Annotated in this window: 18 protein-coding genes; 2 read left to right on the forward strand and 16 right to left on the reverse strand. The window is 32.8% G+C overall.

What is annotated here, in order from left to right:
* Positions 1-4 precede the first annotated feature (4 nt).
* Complete coding sequence (locus E3U55_RS18015) at positions 5-85, forward strand: hypothetical protein (protein ID WP_407644108.1); 81 nt, start codon at positions 5-7, stop codon at positions 83-85.
* Between the two features lie 200 nt (positions 86-285).
* Here E3U55_RS18015 and E3U55_RS15680 read toward each other — a convergent pair whose 3' ends face one another.
* From E3U55_RS15680 to E3U55_RS15745, 15 genes are all read right to left on the reverse strand, one after another.
* On the reverse strand, positions 286-1395 hold the full coding sequence (locus E3U55_RS15680) for a GGDEF domain-containing protein (RefSeq protein WP_134341434.1): 1110 nt from the start codon (positions 1393-1395) through the stop codon (positions 286-288).
* A gap of 165 nt (positions 1396-1560) precedes the next feature.
* Complete coding sequence (locus E3U55_RS15685) at positions 1561-2643, reverse strand: EcsC family protein (RefSeq protein ID WP_134341435.1); 1083 nt, start codon at positions 2641-2643, stop codon at positions 1561-1563.
* Positions 2644-2893: 250 nt separating this feature from the next.
* Positions 2894-5572 carry a DEAD/DEAH box helicase gene (locus tag E3U55_RS15690; protein ID WP_134341436.1) on the reverse strand — a complete coding sequence of 893 codons (2679 nt, stop codon included), beginning with the start codon at positions 5570-5572 and terminating at the stop codon, positions 2894-2896.
* 12 nt (positions 5573-5584) lie between these two features.
* On the reverse strand, positions 5585-6772 hold the full coding sequence (locus E3U55_RS15695; protein WP_194840953.1) for an EH signature domain-containing protein: 1188 nt from the start codon (positions 6770-6772) through the stop codon (positions 5585-5587).
* On the reverse strand, positions 6762-7472 hold the full coding sequence (locus tag E3U55_RS15700) for an OmpA family protein (RefSeq protein WP_134341438.1): 711 nt from the start codon (positions 7470-7472) through the stop codon (positions 6762-6764). Before E3U55_RS15700 ends, E3U55_RS15695 begins: the two co-directional genes overlap by 11 nt.
* A 13-nt stretch (positions 7473-7485) precedes the next feature.
* On the reverse strand, positions 7486-9342 hold the full coding sequence (gene zorA, locus E3U55_RS15705) for an anti-phage ZorAB system protein ZorA (RefSeq protein ID WP_134341439.1): 1857 nt from the start codon (positions 9340-9342) through the stop codon (positions 7486-7488).
* Positions 9343-9660: 318 nt separating this feature from the next.
* Positions 9661-10581, reverse strand: a complete 921-nt coding sequence (locus E3U55_RS15710) for a hypothetical protein (protein ID WP_134341440.1) — start codon at positions 10579-10581, stop codon at positions 9661-9663.
* Between the two features lie 113 nt (positions 10582-10694).
* Entirely contained in the window at positions 10695-11249 is a 555-nt protein-coding gene (locus E3U55_RS15715; protein ID WP_134341441.1) for a TIR domain-containing protein, read from the reverse strand.
* Between the two features lie 25 nt (positions 11250-11274).
* A complete protein-coding gene (locus E3U55_RS15720; RefSeq protein WP_134341442.1) occupies positions 11275-11772 on the reverse strand; it encodes a TIR domain-containing protein in 498 nt (165 codons plus the stop codon).
* A gap of 30 nt (positions 11773-11802) precedes the next feature.
* Positions 11803-13698: an SLOG domain-containing protein gene (locus E3U55_RS15725; protein ID WP_134341443.1), complete on the reverse strand. Its 1896-nt coding sequence runs from the start codon at positions 13696-13698 to the stop codon at positions 11803-11805.
* Between the two features lie 208 nt (positions 13699-13906).
* On the reverse strand, positions 13907-14056 hold the full coding sequence (locus tag E3U55_RS17590; RefSeq protein WP_194840954.1) for a hypothetical protein: 150 nt from the start codon (positions 14054-14056) through the stop codon (positions 13907-13909).
* 184 nt (positions 14057-14240) lie between these two features.
* Positions 14241-17492, reverse strand: a complete 3252-nt coding sequence (locus E3U55_RS15730; RefSeq protein WP_134341444.1) for a type I restriction endonuclease subunit R — start codon at positions 17490-17492, stop codon at positions 14241-14243.
* A 32-nt stretch (positions 17493-17524) separates the two neighbouring features.
* Positions 17525-18802 carry a restriction endonuclease subunit S gene (locus E3U55_RS15735; RefSeq protein ID WP_194840955.1) on the reverse strand — a complete coding sequence of 426 codons (1278 nt, stop codon included), beginning with the start codon at positions 18800-18802 and terminating at the stop codon, positions 17525-17527.
* Positions 18792-20309 carry a class I SAM-dependent DNA methyltransferase gene (locus E3U55_RS15740; RefSeq protein ID WP_134341446.1) on the reverse strand — a complete coding sequence of 506 codons (1518 nt, stop codon included), beginning with the start codon at positions 20307-20309 and terminating at the stop codon, positions 18792-18794. The genes E3U55_RS15735 and E3U55_RS15740 overlap by 11 nt, the downstream gene beginning before the upstream one ends.
* 14 nt (positions 20310-20323) lie before the next feature.
* Entirely contained in the window at positions 20324-20917 is a 594-nt protein-coding gene (locus E3U55_RS15745) for a helix-turn-helix domain-containing protein (protein ID WP_134341447.1), read from the reverse strand.
* A 177-nt stretch (positions 20918-21094) separates the two neighbouring features.
* Between E3U55_RS15745 and E3U55_RS15750 the strand changes: the two genes are divergently transcribed.
* Positions 21095-23530, forward strand: a complete 2436-nt coding sequence (locus tag E3U55_RS15750; protein WP_134341448.1) for a hypothetical protein — start codon at positions 21095-21097, stop codon at positions 23528-23530.
* Positions 23531-23603: 73 nt separating this feature from the next.
* Here E3U55_RS15750 and E3U55_RS15755 read toward each other — a convergent pair whose 3' ends face one another.
* Positions 23604-24032 carry a hypothetical protein gene (locus tag E3U55_RS15755; protein WP_134341449.1) on the reverse strand — a complete coding sequence of 143 codons (429 nt, stop codon included), beginning with the start codon at positions 24030-24032 and terminating at the stop codon, positions 23604-23606.
* Positions 24033-24051 lie beyond the last annotated feature (19 nt).

A 24051-nucleotide genomic window follows, 5' to 3' on the forward strand; every position in this document is an offset into this window, starting at 1 on the left:
TTACATGTATTATTACAATTATATACGACCTTTTTCAAAATTAAATTGCCACAGCCCTGTTGAATACAGGACCGTGGCAGCATAGGTGTTTTTTCTTGTCTCATTTCCCTGGGTCAGTTCACCTTAATAGGAATACGGGGTTTGCTTTTGGGAATCGATGATGTCTAAGTTAAATACTTGAATGGATCATTAATTCATACATCTTCTATACTTTTCTAGTCTAATTGTTTAAATTAATCACTAATCTGGCATAATCAACATTTTAGTTTAGGTTTAGTTTTACTATTATTCACTATAGTTAGCACAGACTCTATTTCTCCCTGCCCATTTTGCCTTGTACAAACCTTCATCAGCAGTACCCACAACTTGGTTCATATCACTGACTGTGTCAGGATATGTGGCAACACCTATTGAAATAGTTAAGTTAATCGTTTGTTCTGATGATACATGGAATTGATGTATTTCCACCGTTTCCCTAATACGTTCTGCTATTTCTATCGCTTGATGATGTGGGCAATCAGGTAGGATTACTGAAAACTCCTCTCCCCCATTTCTAGATACGAAATCAATAGAGCGAGTGGTACTTTTTAAAATCTTTCCAAATTCTATTAGAATTTTATCTCCAATCGGGTGACCAAATGTATCATTTATATTTTTAAAATAATCAATATCAATAATTAATAACGACAATCTTTCCTTTTTATCATTAGCATTACTAATAAGCGAATTCCAAATGACATCAAATTGGCGTACATTATTTAAACCAGTAAGAAAATCTGTTTTAGATTCTTTTTCATATCTCAATATAAGGTATTGAGTTTTTCGAATATACTCCACAAAGAAAACAGCAGTAAGTCCGCCTATAATAGATATAATCCAATAGGGAGGAAGTAAACTTATTAGAATTCCGACGTCTTTAACAAGAAATGAAATGATAATACTAAATACTATACTCGAAAATATGATCATCACTAGACCTTGTTTATAAGAATTTAGAGCTAGATTATTTTTTTTAAATAATTTATGAATTAAGATAAAACCTATAATTAAAATGGACATTGAAATCATTGCTGCAACGGCAGAAGTAGTTACACCAAATACAAACCTGCCGATTATTATTAAGAATGCGCTAATTATTGCTTGAGGAATCCCTACAAACATTAAAATAAGCATAACTGGTATGAAACGTAAGTCAACAATTGTTTCAGTTGTTACTTGTATTGAGAAATTCATTAAAATATATCCTAAAACTCCCCCTGCAAGTCCATCTAGTATAATATAAATTTTTCGTTTTCCCTCTAATTTGAAGAACTTCCATCTTACTTGCAGATATATAAAAATTAACGAAATGAGTACACAAAGATTTATAAACAAATCATTTAATAATAAAAACAATAAAACACATCCCCCTTAAAAATCTAATCTTATCAGAATTTCTTTTGTTAATACAACACCTACTCTTTACTTTACCACTGTTTGTGATAAGGTTCACCGTGGTTATTTAAGAGGCAAAAAATGAACGGGCTTGGTTCAATTCCAGGCTCGTTTTAACTCACCTTGTCAGGGCCTAACTTTATTCATTATTTCATTGTAGTCCAGAATATCAGGTCTATGATTATCATGTGAATCAGAACTAATCTCACTTATTCTAATTTCTTTCTCAAATAAAAACCTCTTATGATAGATTAAGTTTGCTCCTTTTATTATCTTATTCATGGTATATGTGTCTGACATAGCCCCAATAAATCCCCCTATTACAGGCACCGCTTTTTTTCCAGTTTCTTTGCTCATTCTTTTACCAATCTGTTCGAGTAGATTTTTGAATATTCCTGCTTCTACTCCTTCTTTACCTGCCTTTTCAAGTGCTTTTTTGGCTTGGGCATTTGCTAATGCTCGTATCTGAACATATAGTAATTCAGCCCCACCTTTTTGGGCCATTTGTTTATATGATAATTTCGTTAATGACTCTTTTAAGACTGTAACGTTTGTAGCAAACATCATCTTACTAACTATTGACCCTAGGTTCTGTGCATCTGACGCTATATGGGGAGATAGACATTCTATTGTTACACTGGATGCAAATTCTAACTCTCTTGGATCATCAACAACATCATAGCCATAATATAATCCCACAGCTTGAACAGTTCTATAATACATAAAAAAGGTGTAGGCTAAGTTAAATGGGACTCCCCATAAACCAAAGAACCCTGTTACCCCTCCACCTACAAATGCCGTAGGTAAATCAAACATTTTCCTCCTGTTAATTACATTCTTTTCAATGTAATAACTTCTTAGTTTACATATTCCTTCAAATTGATCAATTTGGACATCTTCCATACTTAAAGATTTTATTACATGCTTTTTGCTTAAAGTATATCTTGCAGAATTTTCATTTACGACCCCAAAACCCTTACCAGAACTTTCCATCACCTTTTTTATTACCACCCAATCGCTCGCACTTTTTATAGAATCTGAAGTGATTTCCTTTACTTTTTCTGGTAAGAATTCAGATACTTTATCTTTTGTGTTTATTAAATGTGTTTGCAAAGGACTCGGCTGGATAAATTCCTCATATTTCTTTGTAAGAGTTACTAATAAATCTTTCTCTTTTTGATTTAATGATGTGGTTTTATCATTATACATTCCATTTACTCCTCCCAATCTTGAATACTACCAGCGTTAAGAAACGTAGTATTTTAAATCAAACTATGCCTTATAACACTTACATGTCTATCTACGGAAAAAGACCATTAATAAGTTAATACCCTTACTATTAGCCTATCCTTTGCTACACAAACATTTTTCTAAACAATATAGCATTCTACTTAGTTATACCCTCTAAAATCTGTTAACCCTATCTGGTTGCGTCTTCCGAATTGGTATGGACCACCCTTTAATGTATAAGCTCCTTTTGTAACTCTTCTTCAATATCAAGATTTTTACTTGGTACAATTACATTTTCTGCAAGTTCTTTCTTCTCACTAAGTACCTGATCGACTAGTTCTTCAAATCCTTTTCCAACATTAGTCTTTATAGTTGGATAATAAACGTGCACATCCTTCTCTTGCCCGATTCGATATGCGCGATCAGTTGCCTGGTTCTCAACTGCAGGGTTCCACCATCTTGTATAGTGGATGACGTGATTAGCACTCGTAATAGTTAAGCCTACACCTGCAGCTTTAGGGGATAGAATTAAAACATCAAAACCATCATTTTTATTAAACTGGTCAACTAAATCTTGTCTTGAATCGGTAGAACCATTAATGACCATAGCATTCAGTTTAAATTCTTCAACAATCGCTCTTTTTAAAATGGACTGCATTTCTCTATATTCAGTAAAAATTAACGCCTTCTCACCTTTTGAGTGAATATTCTTAAGAATATCCATCGTGACTTTTAATTTGGGTACTTTCTTAATCTTTAAATTAGAATATGAACGATCATATAATCCTGGATGAGAAGATATTTTTTTTAATTCTTGTATCCCCTGCAATGGCGCAATATCTTTTTGTTTAATCTGATGAATCACAGATTGATACATCTTTTCTTGCTCTGGCCCAAACTGAACTTCAAACTCACCTTGATGTTCGATTTTCTTTGGTAATTGATTCTCAAGTTCTCCCTTTTTGGTACGTCGTTTAAATACTAATTTCATTTCTTCCTCAAGACGACTTTGGATATGGTCATAACTTTCTCCATTTTTAATAGCACTTTCGTATTTCTTTTTAAATTCATTAAGGCTTCCTAACAAACCCGGTTGTACAAAATCCACAATTGACCATAGTTCAGTTAGATTGTTTTCAACTGGTGTTCCCGTTAAAGCAATACGGCCTTTATTTTTTAACGCCTTAATGACACGTGAAGTCGATGTAGAAGGGTTTTTGATTTTCTGTGCCTCGTCAGAAATAACCATTTCCCAGTCAATCTGCCCCAATACAATCTGATCTCTAACCAACGTATCATAGGTAGTTAATACAATATCAAAGTGAGATATTGTTTTAGGGTCTTTCAAACGATTAGCGCCGATGTGCACATATGGACTATGAGTTAACTCTGGGGCAAAATTATGCATTTCATTCTTCCAATTCTCAATTAATGATTTTGGCAATACTAACAATGTGGGTGTTAACTTACCAATATCTTTCAAATGAGATAGAAATGCAATAACTTGAACTGTCTTACCTAACCCCATATCATCAGCTAAAAGGCCACCATAACCAATGAAATGTAAATGCTTCATCCAGACAAAACCTTCCTCTTGGAAAGGATGTAAGTTAGCTTTAAATAGCTTAGGAGGTATTTTATTCTTAACATTCGAGTCTTCTAATTGTTGTCGAAACTCTTGTAACGGAGCATTAAATTCAACAGACTGGATGTTCTCAAATATTTCTATAACATAATTAGAATGTATTCCTTGATTCCTTTCATTTTTTATTTTGGAAGCATATTCTTCAAATTCATTTACATCATTAGGTACTGACACGTATGTATTATTATCAACCTTTTTATAATTGCCTTCCGTTTCAAAGTATCCTAAAGACTCCTGACTAATTTGTTCGCCCAATTCATTTTGAACGTTATAACCAACATTATAATCGAACCAACCACGCTCATTTTCATTGGCATACACAAATGGTTGAGCCTTATAAACCTGTATTCCTAATTTCTTAACTCGTTCACCAAAGTTTTCTAAAGAGATACCACCAATATCTTCCGGAATAAAAGATTCAGGATTCTCAATAAACCGAGGTATATCTTTCTCTTCGATTCGTTCAATTTGATTTAATCTCAGGGCAGTTTCCTTAGCCTTTTCATCAACAAAAACTCTTTTACCTTCTTGTTTTACATACCCACGACCAACTAATTGCTCATGATTCAATACTTCTTCATCTAATTCATCATGAGAATAACTTGGTATAATTTGGATTCCGTCAGAACCTCTTTCAACATCTGGCTCTACACCTTCAATAAATTCATAGTTTTCCCGAGTTAAATACTCATTTAACTCAACTTTTGAGCCTTTTGCTAGATGCTTAATCTTTGAAATCTGACGTAGTAACTCTTCACCTTGTTTATAAGGAACTTCATGTACAGCATTGATTAATTTTACATCATTTTCCGTCATTAAAACTAATTGACCATCGTTTAGTTGAATTAGGTTTTGATACCTTTTACCAACTAAATCTAACTTCGGATATTTTTCTGTTCGATAACTTAGGTTCAATTCAAAGTTTGATCGACCAATAATACCTTTATTATCAAGCTTGAAAAATAAAGAAGTCACTTCATCAGGCAGATTTAGTAATTCTCTCTCATCAGCTTCTAAATGGTAGAGTTCTTTATATTCTAATAAATAATTCAAGCGTTCCAATTCTATTAACCTTTGATCATAGAACAAGTCTTCCATTAACAATAATGTATCCAGATTTTTTACTTGCTTTATATCAGATACTGTTAACTGAACAGGCAAAGGAACCAATTCGTCGTTTTTTTGAATGCTAAAAATTATACCTGTACTTGTAAATTCTTTATTAATCTTAATAGAAGCTTTAAGTCTAGTAAAAATCGCCATTGATTATCATCCTTAATGAATAAAGTCATAACTACCTTTTAAGTATTGATTCATATATTGATCAAACCGCCAATCCCAACCTCCTGAGTGATTCAACTTGTTGATGAAATATGGAGCATATTGATTTTTTAAGTATTCCACTTTAGTACCTGTTTTCAAGTTCTTAGACAGAGTTCGGTCAAAGCCAACCGTTTCATAAAAATAAGCAGCATTTCCCTTATTAGCAAACTCAACAACAACAAACTCTCCAAAATACATAGCAGATATAGGTGGGTCATTGATTGTCTTTACATTATTAGTTAAATGAATATACTTTTTCCAATATTGAAATCGCTCGGAGTCTAAAAACTCCTCTAGTTTACGTTGAAATAGCCATTGTTTGACCTTGTTAATGGCATTGTTACTTACTCCATCCCACTTTGATAACGATTCAGCTGGATTACCTAAACGGTGTAGTAGTATTTGCATGATAAATTCATGAAAATCATCGACATTAAAGCTATGTAAGTAAAGTTCCATTACTTGCTTAAAATCTTTAAGAGGGTAATAATATAAAACTTCTTTCAATGTCTCTTGATTTTGCGTTCTAATAAACTGGTCGTTATCAATAAACTGAAAGATCATGTGATTCCATAATAAGTGGTGTAATTCTTTGCCTTCTTGAATCTTCCAAAGTTTTATGGCCTGATCCACACCAGCCGCTTCTTGACCAAGTTTAATTGACATAGATTCTATTACTTCATCACTCTGAAAAATTTCGTTATACATCTTTCTGACAGAACTACTTAATGATAAGAATTGTTCGTTTTCCTCTTTAAACGCTTTTGACAGAAGTGCAATAATAAAGGGGTCCTTGGGTCGTATTTGAAAATGATACCAAAATCGTTTACCTATAATACTGTTATAACGACGCTCTAAGATTAGACGAATTTTACTGTGCAATAGTTCATCTTCTATACCATAAGGATATTCACTCGCTAATAGATTCAAATGAAGTCTTTTTAACGTTTTTGAGTACTTAATAATCTCTTGTTCATCGTATGGTAATTCCTCTATTTCTTTTAGAATTAACGGTAAATCTCGTCTTATAATATAATCAGGGAGTGATTTTACACCTTTATATTGATTTTCTAGTTTCTTGGATATCTCCTTTAATTTTGTAGGCTTAAAGTGAAAGGAAAAATCAAACTTATGATTCATTATTAGCCACCAACTCTTGAATTTCTTCAAACATTTCCTCATCTTTTAATCTAAACTTAAATTCAACACGACGCGAAGCATCTTGATCAACTTCACCGTTATCCAAAATAGGATCACTATAAGATCTACCATTAGAAGTAAGAACATCTCTTAAATGACCGTCCTGATCCTCCATAGGAAAGTCTTCAGACAAAATTTCCTGCACTACTGCTAACGATCGATTATGGGATAGCTCTAAGTTATACAAGTAACTCCCTTGATTATCTGTGTGGCCCTCAATGATTATTTGCGAAATATGTGGCTTGAATTGTTCTGATAGTAAAACTTCCATATACAATGGAATGAACTTCGCTAAGTTTTCTTTACCTTCTTCCGAAATTTTTGAGCTACTATACTCAAAGAGCACACCGCTTGAGAGTGTTATAGCACCTGTTTGAGGATCTATAATCATCTCAACATCAGACCCCTTAAATGTTGCACTAAGTTCCTTTATAATTTCTGATTTTATACCTATGATGTCCTCTATAACTTCATTTTTAGCTTCAATTTCTTTTTGATTACTAAACATATTAACCATCAACAATAATGCAAACACAAATAGCAACGCACTCATCAAATCAGAATAAGACATCCAATAGTGATTACCTTCTTCTTCAACATGCTTATATTCTCTCGATCTCTCTAAACGTTTTCTTGCCATTTGATCTCACCCTTTAGCTTTGGCTATTCGAAGTTGTTTCAACAGTTTCTTTTAACGAACTAATGTATGTGTTAATACCACTTAAGTCTTTATCCATGGATTCCACAATATCCCTTAATCCATCTACACCAGTTGCCAGGTATTGAACGGCTTGTTGTAACTCTCGGTCAAATTGCTCAAATGTAAATTGAATGCCTTGGTGCATCTGTTCCGCAAAGGACTCAATTGATGAATCTAATGAATTATTTAATCTTTCAATATTCTCATTACTATGATTCATAGCTAGGCTGTTTGCTTCCCATTGACGTTTCAAATCTTGGACATTGTTTTCCAGTATTTCCTCATAAGATCCTCTAATATTTTCAATTCGTTCCCGTTCTTCCATCACTTTATTTAAAATTTCATTAAGATGACTTGTTGATTGCTCTTGTACTTGTGCTTGTTCAACCACATCTTCTAAGAGACTCTGAGTTTTATCACTCCATTGGTTAGTAACCTCATGTTGCTTTCTCAATGATTCTCCTTGTTCAGCTAACTGATTCGTCATACCATGTAAACTACTCGCCGTTGATTGAATATCGCTTTGAACCTGGGTCAACATATTACTTTGATCTTTAAATAACTCAATGCTTTGATTCATCTCATCAATTCGCGCTTTTAATTGATCTTCCACTTCAGTATATCTTTCTCCTAAAGAATGTAAGACGGTATCCATACGTTCTAAAATTGAATCAAATGATGAGGAAGTGCTTTCCAATTTATTGGATAAATCAAAAAGGTTTTCTTGGTAATTAGCATAGGAATCTGTAAATTGATTTAATGTATTTGTTAAACCTTTCGTTTCTTCCACCATTTCAGATTGATTTTCAGCAGCTTTCATCACATTTTCAACTAATATCTCCATTCGTGAGTGGACATGCTCCTGCCATTCAATTGATTTACCAAAAGCTTCTAAAATATTATCCATATGATTGTTTGTCGTTTCATTAAGAGAGTCAATAAAATTATCTACCATTTGATCCATTGACTCATGTTGTTTTTCAGTAGTTTTTTCAACTAACTCTTGCATGGTCTGCTGTGTTTGTTCAAGGTGAGGTTGAATGGATTGATTAAAAGATTCTGTAATACCTGATGTTAGTCGATTAATAAACTCATCTGTGAAAAACTCTTTGAGATCGTTCATCTGTTCTTTTTGTGTTTCTACGAGATTTTGTAACAAACTACCTTCAGATTCAACTGGAATTACTTCATCTAAAGAATCTCGTAATTTATCAATTTTCTTCAGGAGTAATAGTGGATAAAAAAGTAACCTGTCAATTATTTGAAAAGCTAAGGATCCTAATATACCTACTATAGAAGACATAAATGCTACATCCATACCTTCCAGTAAAGTATTAATACCTATTTGTATTTGTTCAGAACTTCCCCCTTGAAGATCTTGAATACCTAAAAATATCCCAATAAAAGTACCCAAAATTCCTAAAGATACAAGCATAGCAGGGATAGTTTCAACAAATTTCCTTTGACCAACCTTATATACTAAATCTTCTCTTTTAAAATATTCGTATGGATCTGGAATAAAGTCATCAGACTGATTATAATAAAAATAATATTGATTCCACTTCTTATCATATACACTTTTCCACATATATTTTTTATTGTTGATTCGATCATTCATATTGTTTATAGTTTGGTGGACATTTTCAGCTCTAGAATTTTTTAAGGTTTTAATAAATGAATTTGTCCGCCAACTGACATATATATAAGCAATAAAAACTATCACCAAAACAGAGACAATTACTTTTATTAATAAATTTGCGTACTCTTCTGTAGTAAAGAATTCCTTATTATTTAATAATATATCGACCACTTAAATTCCCCCATTATTAACAACAATCAACTGATTAACCTAATATTTCTATTTTATAACTACTAACGTATCAATACAATACTTTCCACACTAGTTAAATTAGTCTCATTCATAAAAAAGAATAACACCTATTATAAAGTGTTATTCTTATAATCAATCTCTAAATTTAATACATAATTGTATTTTTGCTGTAGTTTTTAATAATATTTCTTTATCTTTTGCCCCTTTAACGTTTTCTCATTTGTAAAAAATTATTAGAGTCATCATAATCCATATAAAAATCGATAAAGAGATCATGTATAGATGTCACCTATAGTTTTATACAGTTACTTTACTTCTTATATTTAGATACTTTATAAATTTATCTATATCATCAATAACTTCAAAATCACTCAAAAAACTACTATTTTTAATCGATCCAATTCTGGTTCTCTTATATTGAATTAACATCCTATATATTGGCTTATTTTCATAAGCCATGGCATAACCTAATTCAAAAGGCATCCACTTAGAATACCTGGAATTTCTACTATCAACATATAAAACACAACCTGAACTACGTAGGGAATCTAATATTTTATTAGTAATTTCTTTATTAGTGTATTCTTTAAGCATGGCCTCACCAGAATAAAATTCTTCTAAATATCTAAATAATATATTAGTATTATGGTTAGTGAAATCCAATATTAAAGAAATGATTTTTTGTGTTGCTCTTAAATAATTAAGCTGAAAATCGTCTAACCAATCAATGTATGTTGACAAGTTGTGCTCAAATAAAAACAGAAGTTTAAGCCCCAGCACTTCTCTTGAATCAATACTACTATGAGAAAGAAAGATATCATAATCTGTTCTATCAAAGTACTCAAATTGTGAAATTAACATCAATAATAAACGAGATTTGTAAAAGGTTATTATTTGGTAAATGATTTCAGGTTCTATTTTATCATATGCCCCTATTTCCTTACTTACTTCATTAAAAATCTCTTCCCCAAATCTTTGAGAAGCTCTCATTACTACCTCTTCAATTGGTATTTGATCTAAACTTAATATAGCTTCTAGAGTATTAATTATGTAAGTGTTTTCAGACATATTGCTTAAATCGTTATCATTAACAAATTTTTCAAATCTTTCATTAATATTATCTTTCCATTCTTCTCCATCTTTATAGTTCTCAATAACATCATATATATATTCATTTAAATATTTATACAGACTTTTTTCTATTATATCTATTTTCATTTGAACCCCCCTAATAGAATTACATTATCTAATAATAAGTCTTGCAATTGCTGTTTATTTAGAATTTTTTCTAGTGAAAAGGGACTAATTATAGTAATCCTATTAATAATCTTTTAAGGATTCACGCCTTTAATCCACCTTTCAAATCCAACAAAATTTTTCTCATCGCTATGAATGAATATTGAAGTTCCAGTCCTAACAGCGTATTCATACAAACCTAAATACTCTTGCCCCTTATATTCATCTATTGAATTACTACGAATAGTTAACGGGAGAATAGCTACTTTTCCTTTAAGAGCATCAAAATATCCTAATTCCCAAGGCATCCACACTGATTCAGTTGAATGCTCAGAGGTTGCAAAAAGCAAAGATGCACTTTGTCCCATCCTTTTTCTTAATGTATTTGCTGTTAGTTTAGTAACTTGTCCTCTATTCATTTGGGGGTCTTCTTTCCAATCCAAATAAACTGTGTAACCTAATGATTCTATAAAGTAACATAAACCAAGTATTACTTCAGCATCACTATAGGAATGAGATAAAAATACATCATAATTTTTATTTTCATTAAAATTAGCAAATGACTTTTGAATAGTTTGTTGTGAACTTTCATATAATGGCTTTTTATTTTTAGCAATTAATCTTAGATCATCTACATTAAAAAGACTCATGACTATTCCCACTTTCCCAATACTATCAATATTTTTTTCTAATCTCTATTGCTTCTTCAATCCAGTCCAGTAAATTGTCTTGTATATAAGCATATACTTTCTTACTGTCTTTACTAGGAGGATTTATTGCTTTTACAATTGATGAAAGTTTTGCGTTATTTCGTTTCATAGTAAAATTATCAAATGGATTATCTCCTTTTTCTTCTTTATTACCCTGTAAATTCTTTAAATTATGCACATAAATACCAAGAAGACCTTTTCCGTCATTCCATGATTTTTCTATCTCATAGTTAATCCATTTCCGGCCAGCAGTGTTACTTCCGATTAAAACAACTGTACAGGATTTTCCGTGTAATTGACTATCAATCCAATTTTGGATAGCTTTGTCACCACCTCTTTTTATCTTTTCCCAATTATTATCGGTAACAGTTCGATTACCTTCTATTACCCCCATATTCCGTATTTGTGACGCCCTATTATTATCAGCTTTATAATGAAAACTATAGAATGCTTTTCTTGCCATACTTTTTGTCTCCTTTAATTTTAAATTAATTTAGATATCTAGATGTTTAAATATTTTATTAGCTACCATTCTTAAATCACTACTTAACATCAATTCTTTATTTTCTGTATTTGATAAATGATTTAAAGTATTTACCCAGTCACTTTCTTGCATTTTCTTTGCTATTTGCGCTGTATGACCGCCAACTGATCCAATTACAAAAACTGGTATACCTGCTGCTCTTGCTAATTCAATTTCTTCCTCTACTCCAGGTGAATGACCTTGAGCGTCAGTTTTTCCTCCAAGGGCAATAAGTGCTGAAGCCTTTTTATCTGAAATCATACTTTTACGCATTAAAGTAAGACTTTTCTGCCTGTCATTTTCCACATTATCAGTGGGGAAAACTGTTGCATTCTTCTTGTGTTCTTCGATAATTGATTCAGTTACAAAATACTTCGATATATACATATGAATAATTTCCGCATATTTTTTAGGGTATTTCATTTTAGCCATATCAAAAATCAAATGTTGAAATGTTGGATGTGCACCAAATATTATAGTTAAACCTTTTTTCAAAGCCATTTGGATGAAAATATGAATTGCATTTGTTAACACTTGCTGATGTTCTGGTTCACAATCTGGAAATGCACCCGATATTATTATCCCTTTATCAGTTACATTGTTGCTATAACTACTATTCTTTAGTTCCTCAATATTTCCAATATACTCATCGAATGAGTCTATAAAACACTTTTCCTGCCCACTTACTGTAGATTGAAAAACAGAACCTGACATTGGACCTAACAGAATTGATGCATCATAATAAGGTCCCATTTGTGGATGGGGTTCATAACCTAGTTCATTTAATGCTGGTACAAAGTCATCTATATCTTGGTTTTTAGGTACTCTCCCGTAGAATTGTACTAGATGAGTCATTGGGCGCTGTTGGTATTTAAATCCTTCCCTTGGCACTTTAACCTGATATATCATCCTCCTCTGGTCTAACTCAGTAAAAGAGAATCCTGCTTCTGTTGTCAATGATTTTAGTTGTAGTAATTTGTCAAATGTATTACTTGCAAATTCCCTTGAAATGCTAAAAGCTTTATGAATTATGTTGTCAATAATATCAAGATTAATATTCGTTTCCTGCGGGTTTAACCCCTCTAAGTTAAAGTGCGGCTTATCCGACGGTCTAGTTTTTAAATTATGATCTGGAGAGTGTTCACCTAGTTTAATCCAAACTATTGGTATATTAATAGATAAGGCCATTCTTATCTCTCTATCAATCCAATCTGATTCCCAAGTTTTAGGGGTATCTAGTAGTATTACAGCATCACTTTGTCTTAAGTTCTCTTCTATTACCTCTTGTGCATTTTCCCCAACTTTTATATCAATTAAATCTCTAAATGCGCTCTCAGCTCGTAATCTTAGTTCTTTACAAAACGATGCTGCAATTTCTTCACCATCTAATCGACGGTGACTAATAAATAAGTTCATACTATCTTGTGCCAGTGTAGGTTGCATACGTGTAACTATTGTTCTAGCTAGATTAACAGCTATTGTATCTATGTAGTTTTCATTTAAAGCTCTTTGTCTAAGTTGTTCTGTTATATCGAAACTTTGCAAATGACCTAAAAGGTTATGAGGTGATCGTGTTTCACTATTAATAGCTATTGGGAAAAGGTCAGATTTTTGTTCTTCATTGTTTTTAACAGCGATTATATTTTTAAAGAACCCTGTTACGTGTTCTGAGTAATTTTGATCCTGTCTATTAAAAAACAAAAAGATATCATTTTTAGATATTTTTATAGAATTCAACGCCATAATGTTGTTAATAACGGAAATATTTATATGCTCCTGTAATTCATTCGAACAAGCTTCTAAAAAATCAATAGCTTTTCTTTCTTGTCCAATTGTTAATTTTGGATGCAATAAGAAAACTGTCATTCTAACACCTTCTTTCAATATTATCTATTTCTAAATACGTTTTTGTCAGTCTACCTTTTTATTGATAATTATAGCTTTTAATATTAAAAATTGTATAAACCAGTTAACTGATTTATTTTGCAGTTATTGAGGCAAATGGACTATAACCGGCAAGCTCCCCTTGCCTTCATCTTCTCTTTGATCTTTTGTTACCCACTTTTTAAAAAGTTTAATTTTTACAACCATTTTTATCACAAGTTATTCTAGAACTTGTATTTGCCCAGTGACTAGGGCTTTCATTTGTATTAAATCCACAACCAGTTGTTCCACCTTTACTCCCACTATGCACAATTTCAGTTGGCACGTGTTTAACAGACATATAGATCACCTCCTTTAATTTCAATAGTTTTTAGATAAGCTGTCTTTGCGAGATAGATAGAAAATAGTTTGTTGAAACAGTTACTTTACATATATCAGCAAACATTCATTTCCATAAAATATAAAAAAGTCAGCCATCCTAAAAAGTTCTTTAACCAAACTTTTTATAATGACTGACCTAGTTGTTATAATTTATATTCACCTTTAGACTCTGCAGCTTGTTCGTAATTCCATTCTCTAACTTCTGTATGTTCCGCCATTAATTCAGCTTGGTGCATCACGGTGTTTAATGCATTTTTCGCTTGATCTGGTGGATAATCATACTTCTTTAATAACCTTTTAACAATACGTCTCATACCAGCACGAGCACTCTTCCTGACGTGCCAATCAATGGTCATATTACGTCTAATTGCTTGTGTTAATTCATTGGCAATTTGCCGTAACACTTCATCCTCCATTAATTCTTTAACAACATCCTCTGAAGTTAAAGCATCATAGAAAGCAATCTCATCTTCGTTTAAGCCTAAGTCTTGCTCTTTTTGACGATCTTCTTTCATTTCATTCGCCATTTGGATTAATTCTTCCATAACTTCAGCATTTGTAATTGCTTGGTTTTTGTACTTGTTGAGAGACTTCTTCAGTTTCTCTGAGTATTTCTGAGATTTAACGAGATTACTTCTTTCCATTGATTTAATGTTACCTTCAAGTAACTTTCTCAACATCTCAACTGCAAGGTTTTTATGTTCATAATCTCGAACTTCATCTAGAAATTCTTCAGATAAAATTGACACATCTGGATGTTCTAATCCCATAACATCAAATACATCGACGGCTTCTTCTGAGATTATAGATCGTTCAAGTAGTTGACTTACTCTTGCTTCAACTTCTTTTTTGGATTGACGCTTAGGCTGTTTTTCTTGCAGTTTATTCAAACTGGCTTTAACAGCTTTAAAGTAGCTAACTTCTAGTGCAACTTCTTTACCTTCGTTGGTGGCAGCACAAAGTGAATGAGCTTTGGCAAGTTCAGTTGCCTTCTGTTTAAATTCTTTCTGTTCCTGTTCACTCTTACCAAAAATTAAGTTCATACCACCTGTTATGGCACGGATTCTACCAGATTGTGATGATTCCATATAAGCTGAATAATCAAAACCATGCATCATATTCTGCAAAATCTCAAGTTTTTCTTTCATGATTGCGATAGCTGCTGAGGTATCAATACCAGTTGTCTTTTTATCACTATCTGTATATTGATTTAAAGCTTTTTTCAAGCTCTCTAAAATTCCGATATAGTCAACAACAACTCCACCCGATTTGTCTTTAAAAACTCGGTTTACACGAGCAATAGCCTGCATAAGATTGTGACCCTGCATTGGTTTATCAATATACATCGTGTGCATGGATGGTACATCAAAACCTGTTAGCCACATGTCACGAACGATGACAATCTTTAGCTCATCACTGTTATCTTTCATTCGTTTGGCTAGTAAATCTCGTCGTTTTTTACCACCAATGTGACGCTGTAGAGATTCTTCATCAGCGGCACTGCCTGTCATAACAACTTTAATCTTACCTTTATCATCATCATCTGAATGCCAGTCAGGACGAAGTTTGATGATTTCATCATAGAGATCTACACAAATACGACGACTCATAGCCACTACCATTGCTTTTCCTTCGATTGTTTTGGACTTTTCTTCATAGTGATTCACAATATCCTTAGCAAGCTTCTCAATACGACTAGGTGATCCAACAATCGCTTCGAGCTTTGACCATTTCGATTTATATTTTTCTCGTGATGATTCTTCGTGATCCTCTGTAATCTCTTCGAACTCTTGGTCAATTTGAGCTAATTCTTCCTCATTTGCCTCAAGTCGAATTATTCGGTTTTCATAATAGATTTTGACCGTCGCTTCATCCTCTACAGCACGTGTCATGTCATAAATGTCGATATAATTACCGAATACGGCTGGAGTTGATTTGTCCTCTAGCTCTATTGGTGTCCCTGTAAAACCGATAAATGAAGCATTTGGTAAAGCATCGCGCAGATATTTTGCATAACCATATTTAACATCACCAGTTTTACGGTCTGTCTTAGCGGATAAACCATATTGACTACGATGGGCTTCATCAGCGATGATAATCACATTTTTTCGATCAGTTAAAACGGGCATCTCTTCTTCTTCGGGTTTAAACTTTTGAATGGTCGTAAAAATAATACCACCAGACTGACGTTCATTTAAAAGGTCATATAAGCCATTAACTTCTTGAGAGTTTTCGTTCGCTTGTTGCTTCTTCTGTTCATCAGTCAATTTACGAATATGTGCTTGTTTAGGTGACTGCATTAAAATATCTTGTGATTTCGCGAATGTATTATACAACTGATCATCCAAATCATTGCGGTCAGTAATGACAACAATAGTTGGATTGTTCTTAAGTTGATTAATTAACTGTCCTGTATAAAAGACCATTGAAAAACTCTTACCCGAACCTTGTGTATGCCAAATTACACCGATTTTACGGTCGCCTTCCTCACTCGTCGCCTTTTTAGTATGGTCAAGGGCTTTCTTAACAGCAAAATACTGATGATACGCTGCCAAAATCTTAGCAATCGACTTCTTATCACCTATTTTTTTACCAGTTTCATCCCGTTCTTCTTCGTGCGACTCCTGAAAAAGTATAAAGTTTTGAATAATATCAATTAGACGATTTTTAGATAACATTCCTCTTAATAGCACTTCATACTGGGGAACCTCTAATGGTTCAACATTTTCACCATCTACTGTACGCCAATTCATGAAACGTTCTTGACTAGCAGTGATTGTTCCAGCTTTTGCATTTATACCATCTGATAAAATGCAGAACGCGTTATAATTAAATAGAGTTGGAATATCACGTTTGTACGTTTGAATCTGTGCATAAGCATGATCAATACTAGCATTTTCATCAGATGCTGATTTTAACTCGATCACCACAAAAGGGATTCCATTAATAAATAGAACAAGGTCAGGACGACGTTCTTCTTTTTCAATGATTGTAAACTGATTAACCACAACGAATTCATTGTTTGAAGGCCCTTCAAAATCAATTAAGAAAGCTTTCTTTGTTTGGTTTTGACCATCCTGGTGAAAAGACACATCAATTCCTTCTGTCACGAGCCTATGAAAATAACGGTTATTTTCTTCTAAACTCGGACTATTGAATGCAACGATTTGTCGATAAGCTTCATCAATTGCTTCTTGAGGTAGATGGCGATTATTTCTAAACAGAGCATCCTTTAACCTATCTTCTAATATAACATCACGGTAATCTTTACGTTCGGGCCTTTCTCCATCTGAACTTATATCTGGACCAAATAAATATTCATATCCAAGCTCTTGAATAATTTCAATAGCCGCTTCTTCTAATTTATCTTCAGTGAAATTTTCTAAGAAGCCCATTTTACTCCTCCTTTCCTAATAAAGATTTAACACTAATTATTGACTTGTTCTTCCACAATGTTATCGTCAATTGGGACACGAATTTCGCCGGACATGAGTTTCGGAAGAAGTAAGTCCCTTATTTTTTCCATTCTTACATTTTCTTTATTGTTTAAAGCAATTTCATCTAAAATACTATCTACTATACATTTATACTTATTAAGGATTTTAGATTGAGGTATAACCATTTCTATATCAACAACTGCGTTTTTTGAAATCGCTAATACCGTTGTACCTGTAGCAAAACTCTCTGCTCTTTCTCTAAAATCATCTGACTTAATATAATAATATAAAAATGATTTAGGTAGTTTTACCTGTCTTAATGCGAATAAGTGATGTGTAAAAATTATATCTCTTTTATTAAACTCAGGCACGATAATTGGACTTCCAAGTATTAACCTATCTTGGGTCATATCTGTATTAGCTATAATAATATCACCTGGTTTTACTTTGTGCCTATCTTTGTGTTCTCCATCATAATACTTCATTTTTTCTCTTCTAAATCCACCACCAGGATTAATATTGCCTAAATTCAACATAGGCGTTCCATCTTCAACTAAATGTTTTCCTTTATAAGATAGGCCCTTTTGAACATCACAATGTTCATTTAGTTTACTGACTTCCCAGCCCTTAGGTATCATTCCCAACTCACTTTCAATCATTTCTCCACCACTTGATTTATAAGACTCACCATTATCATTTGGAAATTCAAAATCAACAAACCATCGTTTAAACAATACTTGAGCCATTTCTTCTAATCTTTCATTCATTTGGTTGTTTATTTCTATCTTTTTATCTATGGTTGACAGGATGTTTGCTATGGCTTTTTGCTCAAATATCGGCCTTTTTTCAATTTCTAAATTTTCTAAAACCGACACATACAAGTTTCTTTGTACACTACCAACTGCTAAATCCTTAATATAATTTTGATTGTTTAATAACCAATAAAAAATATACTCCATATTCATTATTTCACTATTAACATCAATATTTATTACTGCCCTATTCCCACACATATAGTCCTTCAAAATGCCCAGTCTACCAACTGTGCCTGATTTACTTATCGAAATAGTATTAGGTTTAAACATTAAAGCACTTTTCCGAGCACTTTTAAATCCTTCTTCAGTTAAAGTTCTTGTTGTAGTATAAACATAGGAATTATTTAAATCAGTTGCTCTTAACCATTTAATAGGGCCATCAAAATACTTAGGTTCTTTTTGTGAAGGGTTGACATAACCTTCTTTGAAAGTACAAAATTCCTTAAATTTCAAACCCAATCCCCCCTAAGTTCTTCTTGATTTCTTTTTCTAATTGTTGGGATTTATCGAATAGTTCTCTTAATTCGCTAGTTAGTGATTCCATTTTTTCTTCAAATGGAATCACATCATCTTCTATTTCTCCTAACCCTACATAACGTCCGGGTGTTAAAGCATATTCATTTACACGAACTTCATCTAACGTTGAGGACTTACAAAATCCTTTGACATCCTCATAACCTTCGCCTGGTTTACGCCAATTTTGATAAGTAGTAGAGATTTTTTGAATATCTTCCTCAGTTAATTCACGAAGACGACGATTAACCATTTCTCCTAAATTACGAGCATCGATAAATAAAATCTCATTTTCACGACCTCGATATTTAGGGTGGTCCTTCTTGTTTCGGTTTAGGATCCACAAGGAAACAGGAATACCAGTTGAATAAAATAATTTATCCGGTAAAGCCACAATTGCATCAACCAGATCTGATTCAAGTAAGTTTCTGCGAATTTCACCTTCATTAGAAGTGTTTGAACTTAATGAACCATTTGCTAAAACAATACCAGCAGTTCCGTTTGGTGCAAGATGATAAACCATGTGTTGTAACCAGGCATAGTTCGCATTACCATTTGGTGGGGTACCATGTTTCCATCGAACATCATCAACTAACTCATTTCCACCCCAATCACTAATATTGAATGGTGGATTAGCTAAAATGTAATCTGCTTTTAGATTTTTGTGTAAATCGTTATGGAAGCTATCTGCATGTTGATCGCCAATATTCCCTTCAAGTCCACGAATGGATAAATTCATTTTGCATAGTTTCCAAGTAGTCGAATTTAATTCTTGACCATAAATAGATAGGTTTTCAATTTTCCCTTGGTGACGTTCAAGGAATTTTTCACTTTGAACAAACATGCCACCACTACCACAACAAGGGTCATAAATTCTTCCCTCATATGGTTCAATCATTTCAACTAACGTTTTAACAACACTTTGAGGTGTATAGAACTCACCGCCACCTTTCCCTTCAGCACTCGCAAACTTGCCTAAGAAGTATTCATAAATACGGCCGAGTAAGTCCTTCTCTTCTTTACTGTGAAGTTTAATAGTTGAAATTAAATCGATTAACTCACCTAAACGACGTTTATCAAGTTCTGGACGAGCATAACGCTTATCAAGTACACCACGTAAAGAAGGGTTTTCCTTTTCAATTTCAATCATAGCCTCATCAATATATTGGCCGATCTTTGGGTCTTTAGCATAGTCCTTTATAAAACTCCAACGGGATTGTTTTGGTACCCAGAAAATATTTTCTGCTTCATATTCATCACGGTCTTCTTCAAATCCATCTCCTTCTTCAACCAATTCGTTATATTTCATTTCGAATTTGTCGGATATGTATTTTAAGAAGATTAAACCTAGTGTGACGTGTTTATATTCAGAAGCATCCATACTTCCGCGTAATTTATCCGCTGCTTTCCAAAGTGTTTCCTCAAATCCAATCTTTGCTGTTTCCATTTTAGTTGTCCCCCTTAATAGTTATGATCATCTAATATCTCAAATAATTCACTTTCAAATTCGTCCTGTTCTGGGCCAGTTGACACCCAATCAGGCAACACTTCTAAATAATGTGCCAATCCTTCAATTGTTTTATGAAATACTGGTTCATTCTGTGTTTTATCTAGCAACTCAAGCATTAGTTTGAATGTATCTAGATAAGGTTGGTGTTCTGCCCTGCTAAGAATGGTCTGAAATTTTTCTTTTAGTTTTGCTTTCTCAATATCATGCTCAATTTGATTCAATTCTTCTTTGTCATATACAGGTACCTCAACCAAATCATCATTTTCACCGATTAAAAATTGTTGTTCGTGGTCTGTTATGACAGGTTGTAAATCACTTTTTAATTTTTCCTTTTGAATTTCTAATTTCTCTAGATCTGTTAACTCTTTTGAGAAATACATAGCTTCTATCCCAAAGATTTCTTCCAAAGTTGGAAGATGTTTTTTTGAGATGTTTTGCTTACCTTTAATCCACAGGTTAATGTTCTGTTTTTTAATTCCAAGTTTCTCGGCTAGCTCTATATGCTGCATACCGTAAAGATCAAGGATGTACTCTAGACCTATCAATCCATCACCGCCAGCTTATTGACCAAAATATTGTCTGAGTCAATATAATTATATTCTATTAGGAAATTAATTTCCAGTCAAGGTGTATTTAAAATATTATAGCACCCATTGTATGTATTTTTAAGACAACTCACACATAGAATTTATTGAATACTTACTTAGATGAGGTGTACAACTATGTATGAACAACTAAGGTTAGCTCTAAATGAGAAAGATGTTGAAAATACATATAGATCAGAAATTAAAAAGTTAATTCCTGACGCCAAAATCACTTCTCCATTAAATATCGATGGACTCCTGGAGTATAAAAATGTTAGATCCCTACTGGAATTCAAGTTTGATGTTGATTTAAAATCTAAAAATGTGCAAGCAAATATATTCACTCAAATGATTTACTACTTTAAACGTTTTGAACTCAATGGTAAGAAATTACCAACAACCTTGTTTGTCGGTGATAATAATGAATGTTTTGCTCTTGAAGCTAAACATATTTATAAATTCTTAAATCGTGATATTAATTGGAACTTACCACCTAGTAAAGCCCATCAAGATAATCAAGAATTAATACGTGCCCTTGTCCAAGACGTAGATATAGCTCCTATGGTCTTTGATATAAATAATACATTAAAACTAAGAGACATTATTAATCAGTTACAGGATTTATCTGAAGGTAGAGTTAGTAAAGTAATCATTAATCAACAAAACATAGTAGAAGCTTTTAAATATTGGAAAGAATATGTTTTGTTAGACGACTCACTATCTGTACAAGAAGAAGCTTCACTATTCATTTACTGCTTAGTCGACCTTAGGAATACTTATTTACACCCTCATAAACCAAATACTTTAGTGAGTAACTTTCAACAAACCTTCACAGAAGTGCATATAAATAGTGATGTCCACCGTTCGTTTTTTTCACACTTTGAGCAAGATTATAAAACCTCGGAAATAGATCTTATAATCAGTTCAAAAGATCGATTAGTTGAAGAAGTACTCAGAAGGAGAGAGGGTGAATTTTATACTCCAACGATATGGACTTATGAATCAGAGAAAATTATATCAAATGCGTTAGGGCTTGACTGGAAAGAAAAATATATTGTTTGGGACTGTTGCAGTGGACTTAATAACCTAACAAGAGATTTTAAGTTTTCCAACTTATACTGTTCTACCATTAATATTGAAGATATTAGAACCGTAAATAAGATGCGATATAACCCTGAAGCAACCATTTTCCAATTCGACTTTTTGAACGACTCATTTAATAAACTTCCTCAAGAATTATTAAACCAATTAAAAGAAAATAAGCCTATTGTATTCTACATTAACCCTCCATTTGCAACAGCTGGTGAAAGAAAATCTAAATCAAAAACAAACAAAATAGGGACATCAGACACGATTGCAAGAGAAATAATGAGAGAGTTTGGTTTTGGAAGATCATCGGAACAGCTTTATGCCCAGTTTTTATTTCAAATCTTTTATATTAAGAAGTTTTTTAAATTATCTAATGTCTACTTATGCTTCTATTCAAAACCAACATTCTTGGTTAGTCCTTCTTTTAAAAGTTTCAGAGAAAAGTTTTTTAAAGAATTTAAATTCATTGATGGAATGTTGTTAAGAGCAAATAATTTCTCAGATGTAAGTGATTCATGGGGTGTTTCATTCACAGTATGGTCTAGTGGGAAAACTACAACAAATGAATTCAACTTAATTATTAAATCCATTAATCAAAATAACATGACGATCGCTGACTACGGAGAAAAGACTATGTTTAACTCAGATAATAACTCTGCATCACAGTGGGCTAGAGAACCCATAAACAAACTAGAAAAAGTAGATAGCCCACAGTTAAGTAATCCAATCAACGTAAAACAAAAAGGGTACGGAAAAGTTATTCAAGGTGGATTAGGTTACATGCATAATAACAGTAACAACATCATGCAAAGTGATCGATACGTAGGTTTATATAGTTCGGCTTTCTCAGACGGCCATGGGATACCAATTACAAAAGATAATCTAATGAGAATAGTTGCTTTATTTGCAGCGAGGAAATCAGTAAGAAGAACTTGGATTAATGATAAAGATGAGTTCTTAATTCCAAACACCCAGACTGAAGCTTATCAATTATGGAATAACGATGCCTTGATTTATTCCTTATTTAATAGCTCATCAAATCAATCCTCACTTAGAAAAGTATTGTATAAGGGTAAAGAGCATGATATTTACAATCAATTCTTCTTCTTATCAAAGGAAGAAATGTTAACTTTATCAGATGACTATCACTTTCATGAAATGTATAGAGATACCAAGCATTATAACAAAAATAGTTATGTATATTATTTGATTCAACAGCTTTCATTCTCAGATAAAGCTAATAAGGTTCTCAATGAAGCGCGTGAATTAATAATCGCCTCCATGCAATACAGAGAAGAATGCCATTACAAGGATATAAGATTTAATTTAGATGCTTGGGATGCGGGCTGGTATCAACTGCGATTAGGAATTTTTAATCAGGTAGAAAGCTTAAAAGATAAGTACTCGGAATTCACAAGGTTATATAAAGAACTTGAAACAGACATTCAAATAGGAGTTTATGAACACGGTTTTCTAAAAAAGTAAGGTAACAACTCAATCCAAGTTGTTACCTTATTTCCTCCTTTTTGTAATTATCATAAGAATAACACACTTCTCTTTAATGATAAGCTACACTAATCTCTCGCTTATCACACACCCACTCTAAAGCAGGATCTCCTTCAGTACAAATGATTTTCGGTATGATATTTTCAAAACTATACTCATACTCAAACATATCGACACCAGCTATAACTTGACCTATAATATAACGGCTTAGTTTCTGTTTAATTTCAATTAATTCAATCGAACCGGTTAAGGATAAGTAATCTAGCATATTTTCATTATTGCTGAGTTTGTAAATACCATCAGGAATTGAACTACTAGTAATCCTGATGGCATCAATTCGTCTTCTTTTAGAGCCTTTTGGCCATTTCCCAACACCATAAGGTGAGCCAATAGGTACTTCAACAAAGATTACGCCTTTATGTTCATCCCAATATTTCTGTAACAACAAATCTTCTGGAGTTTTAGCCGTCCACTCTAGCAAATAACCACCCTTTTTAGCT

The organism is Filobacillus milosensis (genome assembly GCF_004402015.1).
GTDB classification, from domain to species: Bacteria; Bacillota; Bacilli; order Bacillales; family Alkalibacillaceae; genus Filobacillus; species Filobacillus milosensis.

What these genes read in the sequence shown, in the direction of transcription:
- E3U55_RS15730 (WP_134341444.1), bottom strand. Translation starts at nt 17,492, where the DNA reads ATGGGCTTCTTAGAAAATTTCACTGAAGATAAATTAGAAGAAGCGGCT.
- E3U55_RS15700 (WP_134341438.1), bottom strand. Translation starts at nt 7,472, where the DNA reads ATGGCAAGAAAACGTTTAGAGAGATCGAGAGAATATAAGCATGTTGAA.
- E3U55_RS15750 (WP_134341448.1), top strand. Translation starts at nt 21,095, where the DNA reads ATGTATGAACAACTAAGGTTAGCTCTAAATGAGAAAGATGTTGAAAAT.
- E3U55_RS15685 (WP_134341435.1), bottom strand. Translation starts at nt 2,643, where the DNA reads ATGTATAATGATAAAACCACATCATTAAATCAAAAAGAGAAAGATTTA.
- E3U55_RS15720 (WP_134341442.1), bottom strand. Translation starts at nt 11,772, where the DNA reads ATGGCAAGAAAAGCATTCTATAGTTTTCATTATAAAGCTGATAATAAT.
- E3U55_RS15695 (WP_194840953.1), bottom strand. Translation starts at nt 6,772, where the DNA reads ATGAATCATAAGTTTGATTTTTCCTTTCACTTTAAGCCTACAAAATTA.
- E3U55_RS15710 (WP_134341440.1), bottom strand. Translation starts at nt 10,581, where the DNA reads ATGAAAATAGATATAATAGAAAAAAGTCTGTATAAATATTTAAATGAA.
- E3U55_RS15740 (WP_134341446.1), bottom strand. Translation starts at nt 20,309, where the DNA reads ATGGAAACAGCAAAGATTGGATTTGAGGAAACACTTTGGAAAGCAGCG.
- E3U55_RS15690 (WP_134341436.1), bottom strand. Translation starts at nt 5,572, where the DNA reads ATGGCGATTTTTACTAGACTTAAAGCTTCTATTAAGATTAATAAAGAA.
- E3U55_RS15715 (WP_134341441.1), bottom strand. Translation starts at nt 11,249, where the DNA reads ATGAGTCTTTTTAATGTAGATGATCTAAGATTAATTGCTAAAAATAAA.
- E3U55_RS18015 (WP_407644108.1), top strand. Translation starts at nt 5, where the DNA reads ATGTATTATTACAATTATATACGACCTTTTTCAAAATTAAATTGCCAC.
- E3U55_RS15725 (WP_134341443.1), bottom strand. Translation starts at nt 13,698, where the DNA reads ATGACAGTTTTCTTATTGCATCCAAAATTAACAATTGGACAAGAAAGA.
- E3U55_RS17590 (WP_194840954.1), bottom strand. Translation starts at nt 14,056, where the DNA reads ATGTCTGTTAAACACGTGCCAACTGAAATTGTGCATAGTGGGAGTAAA.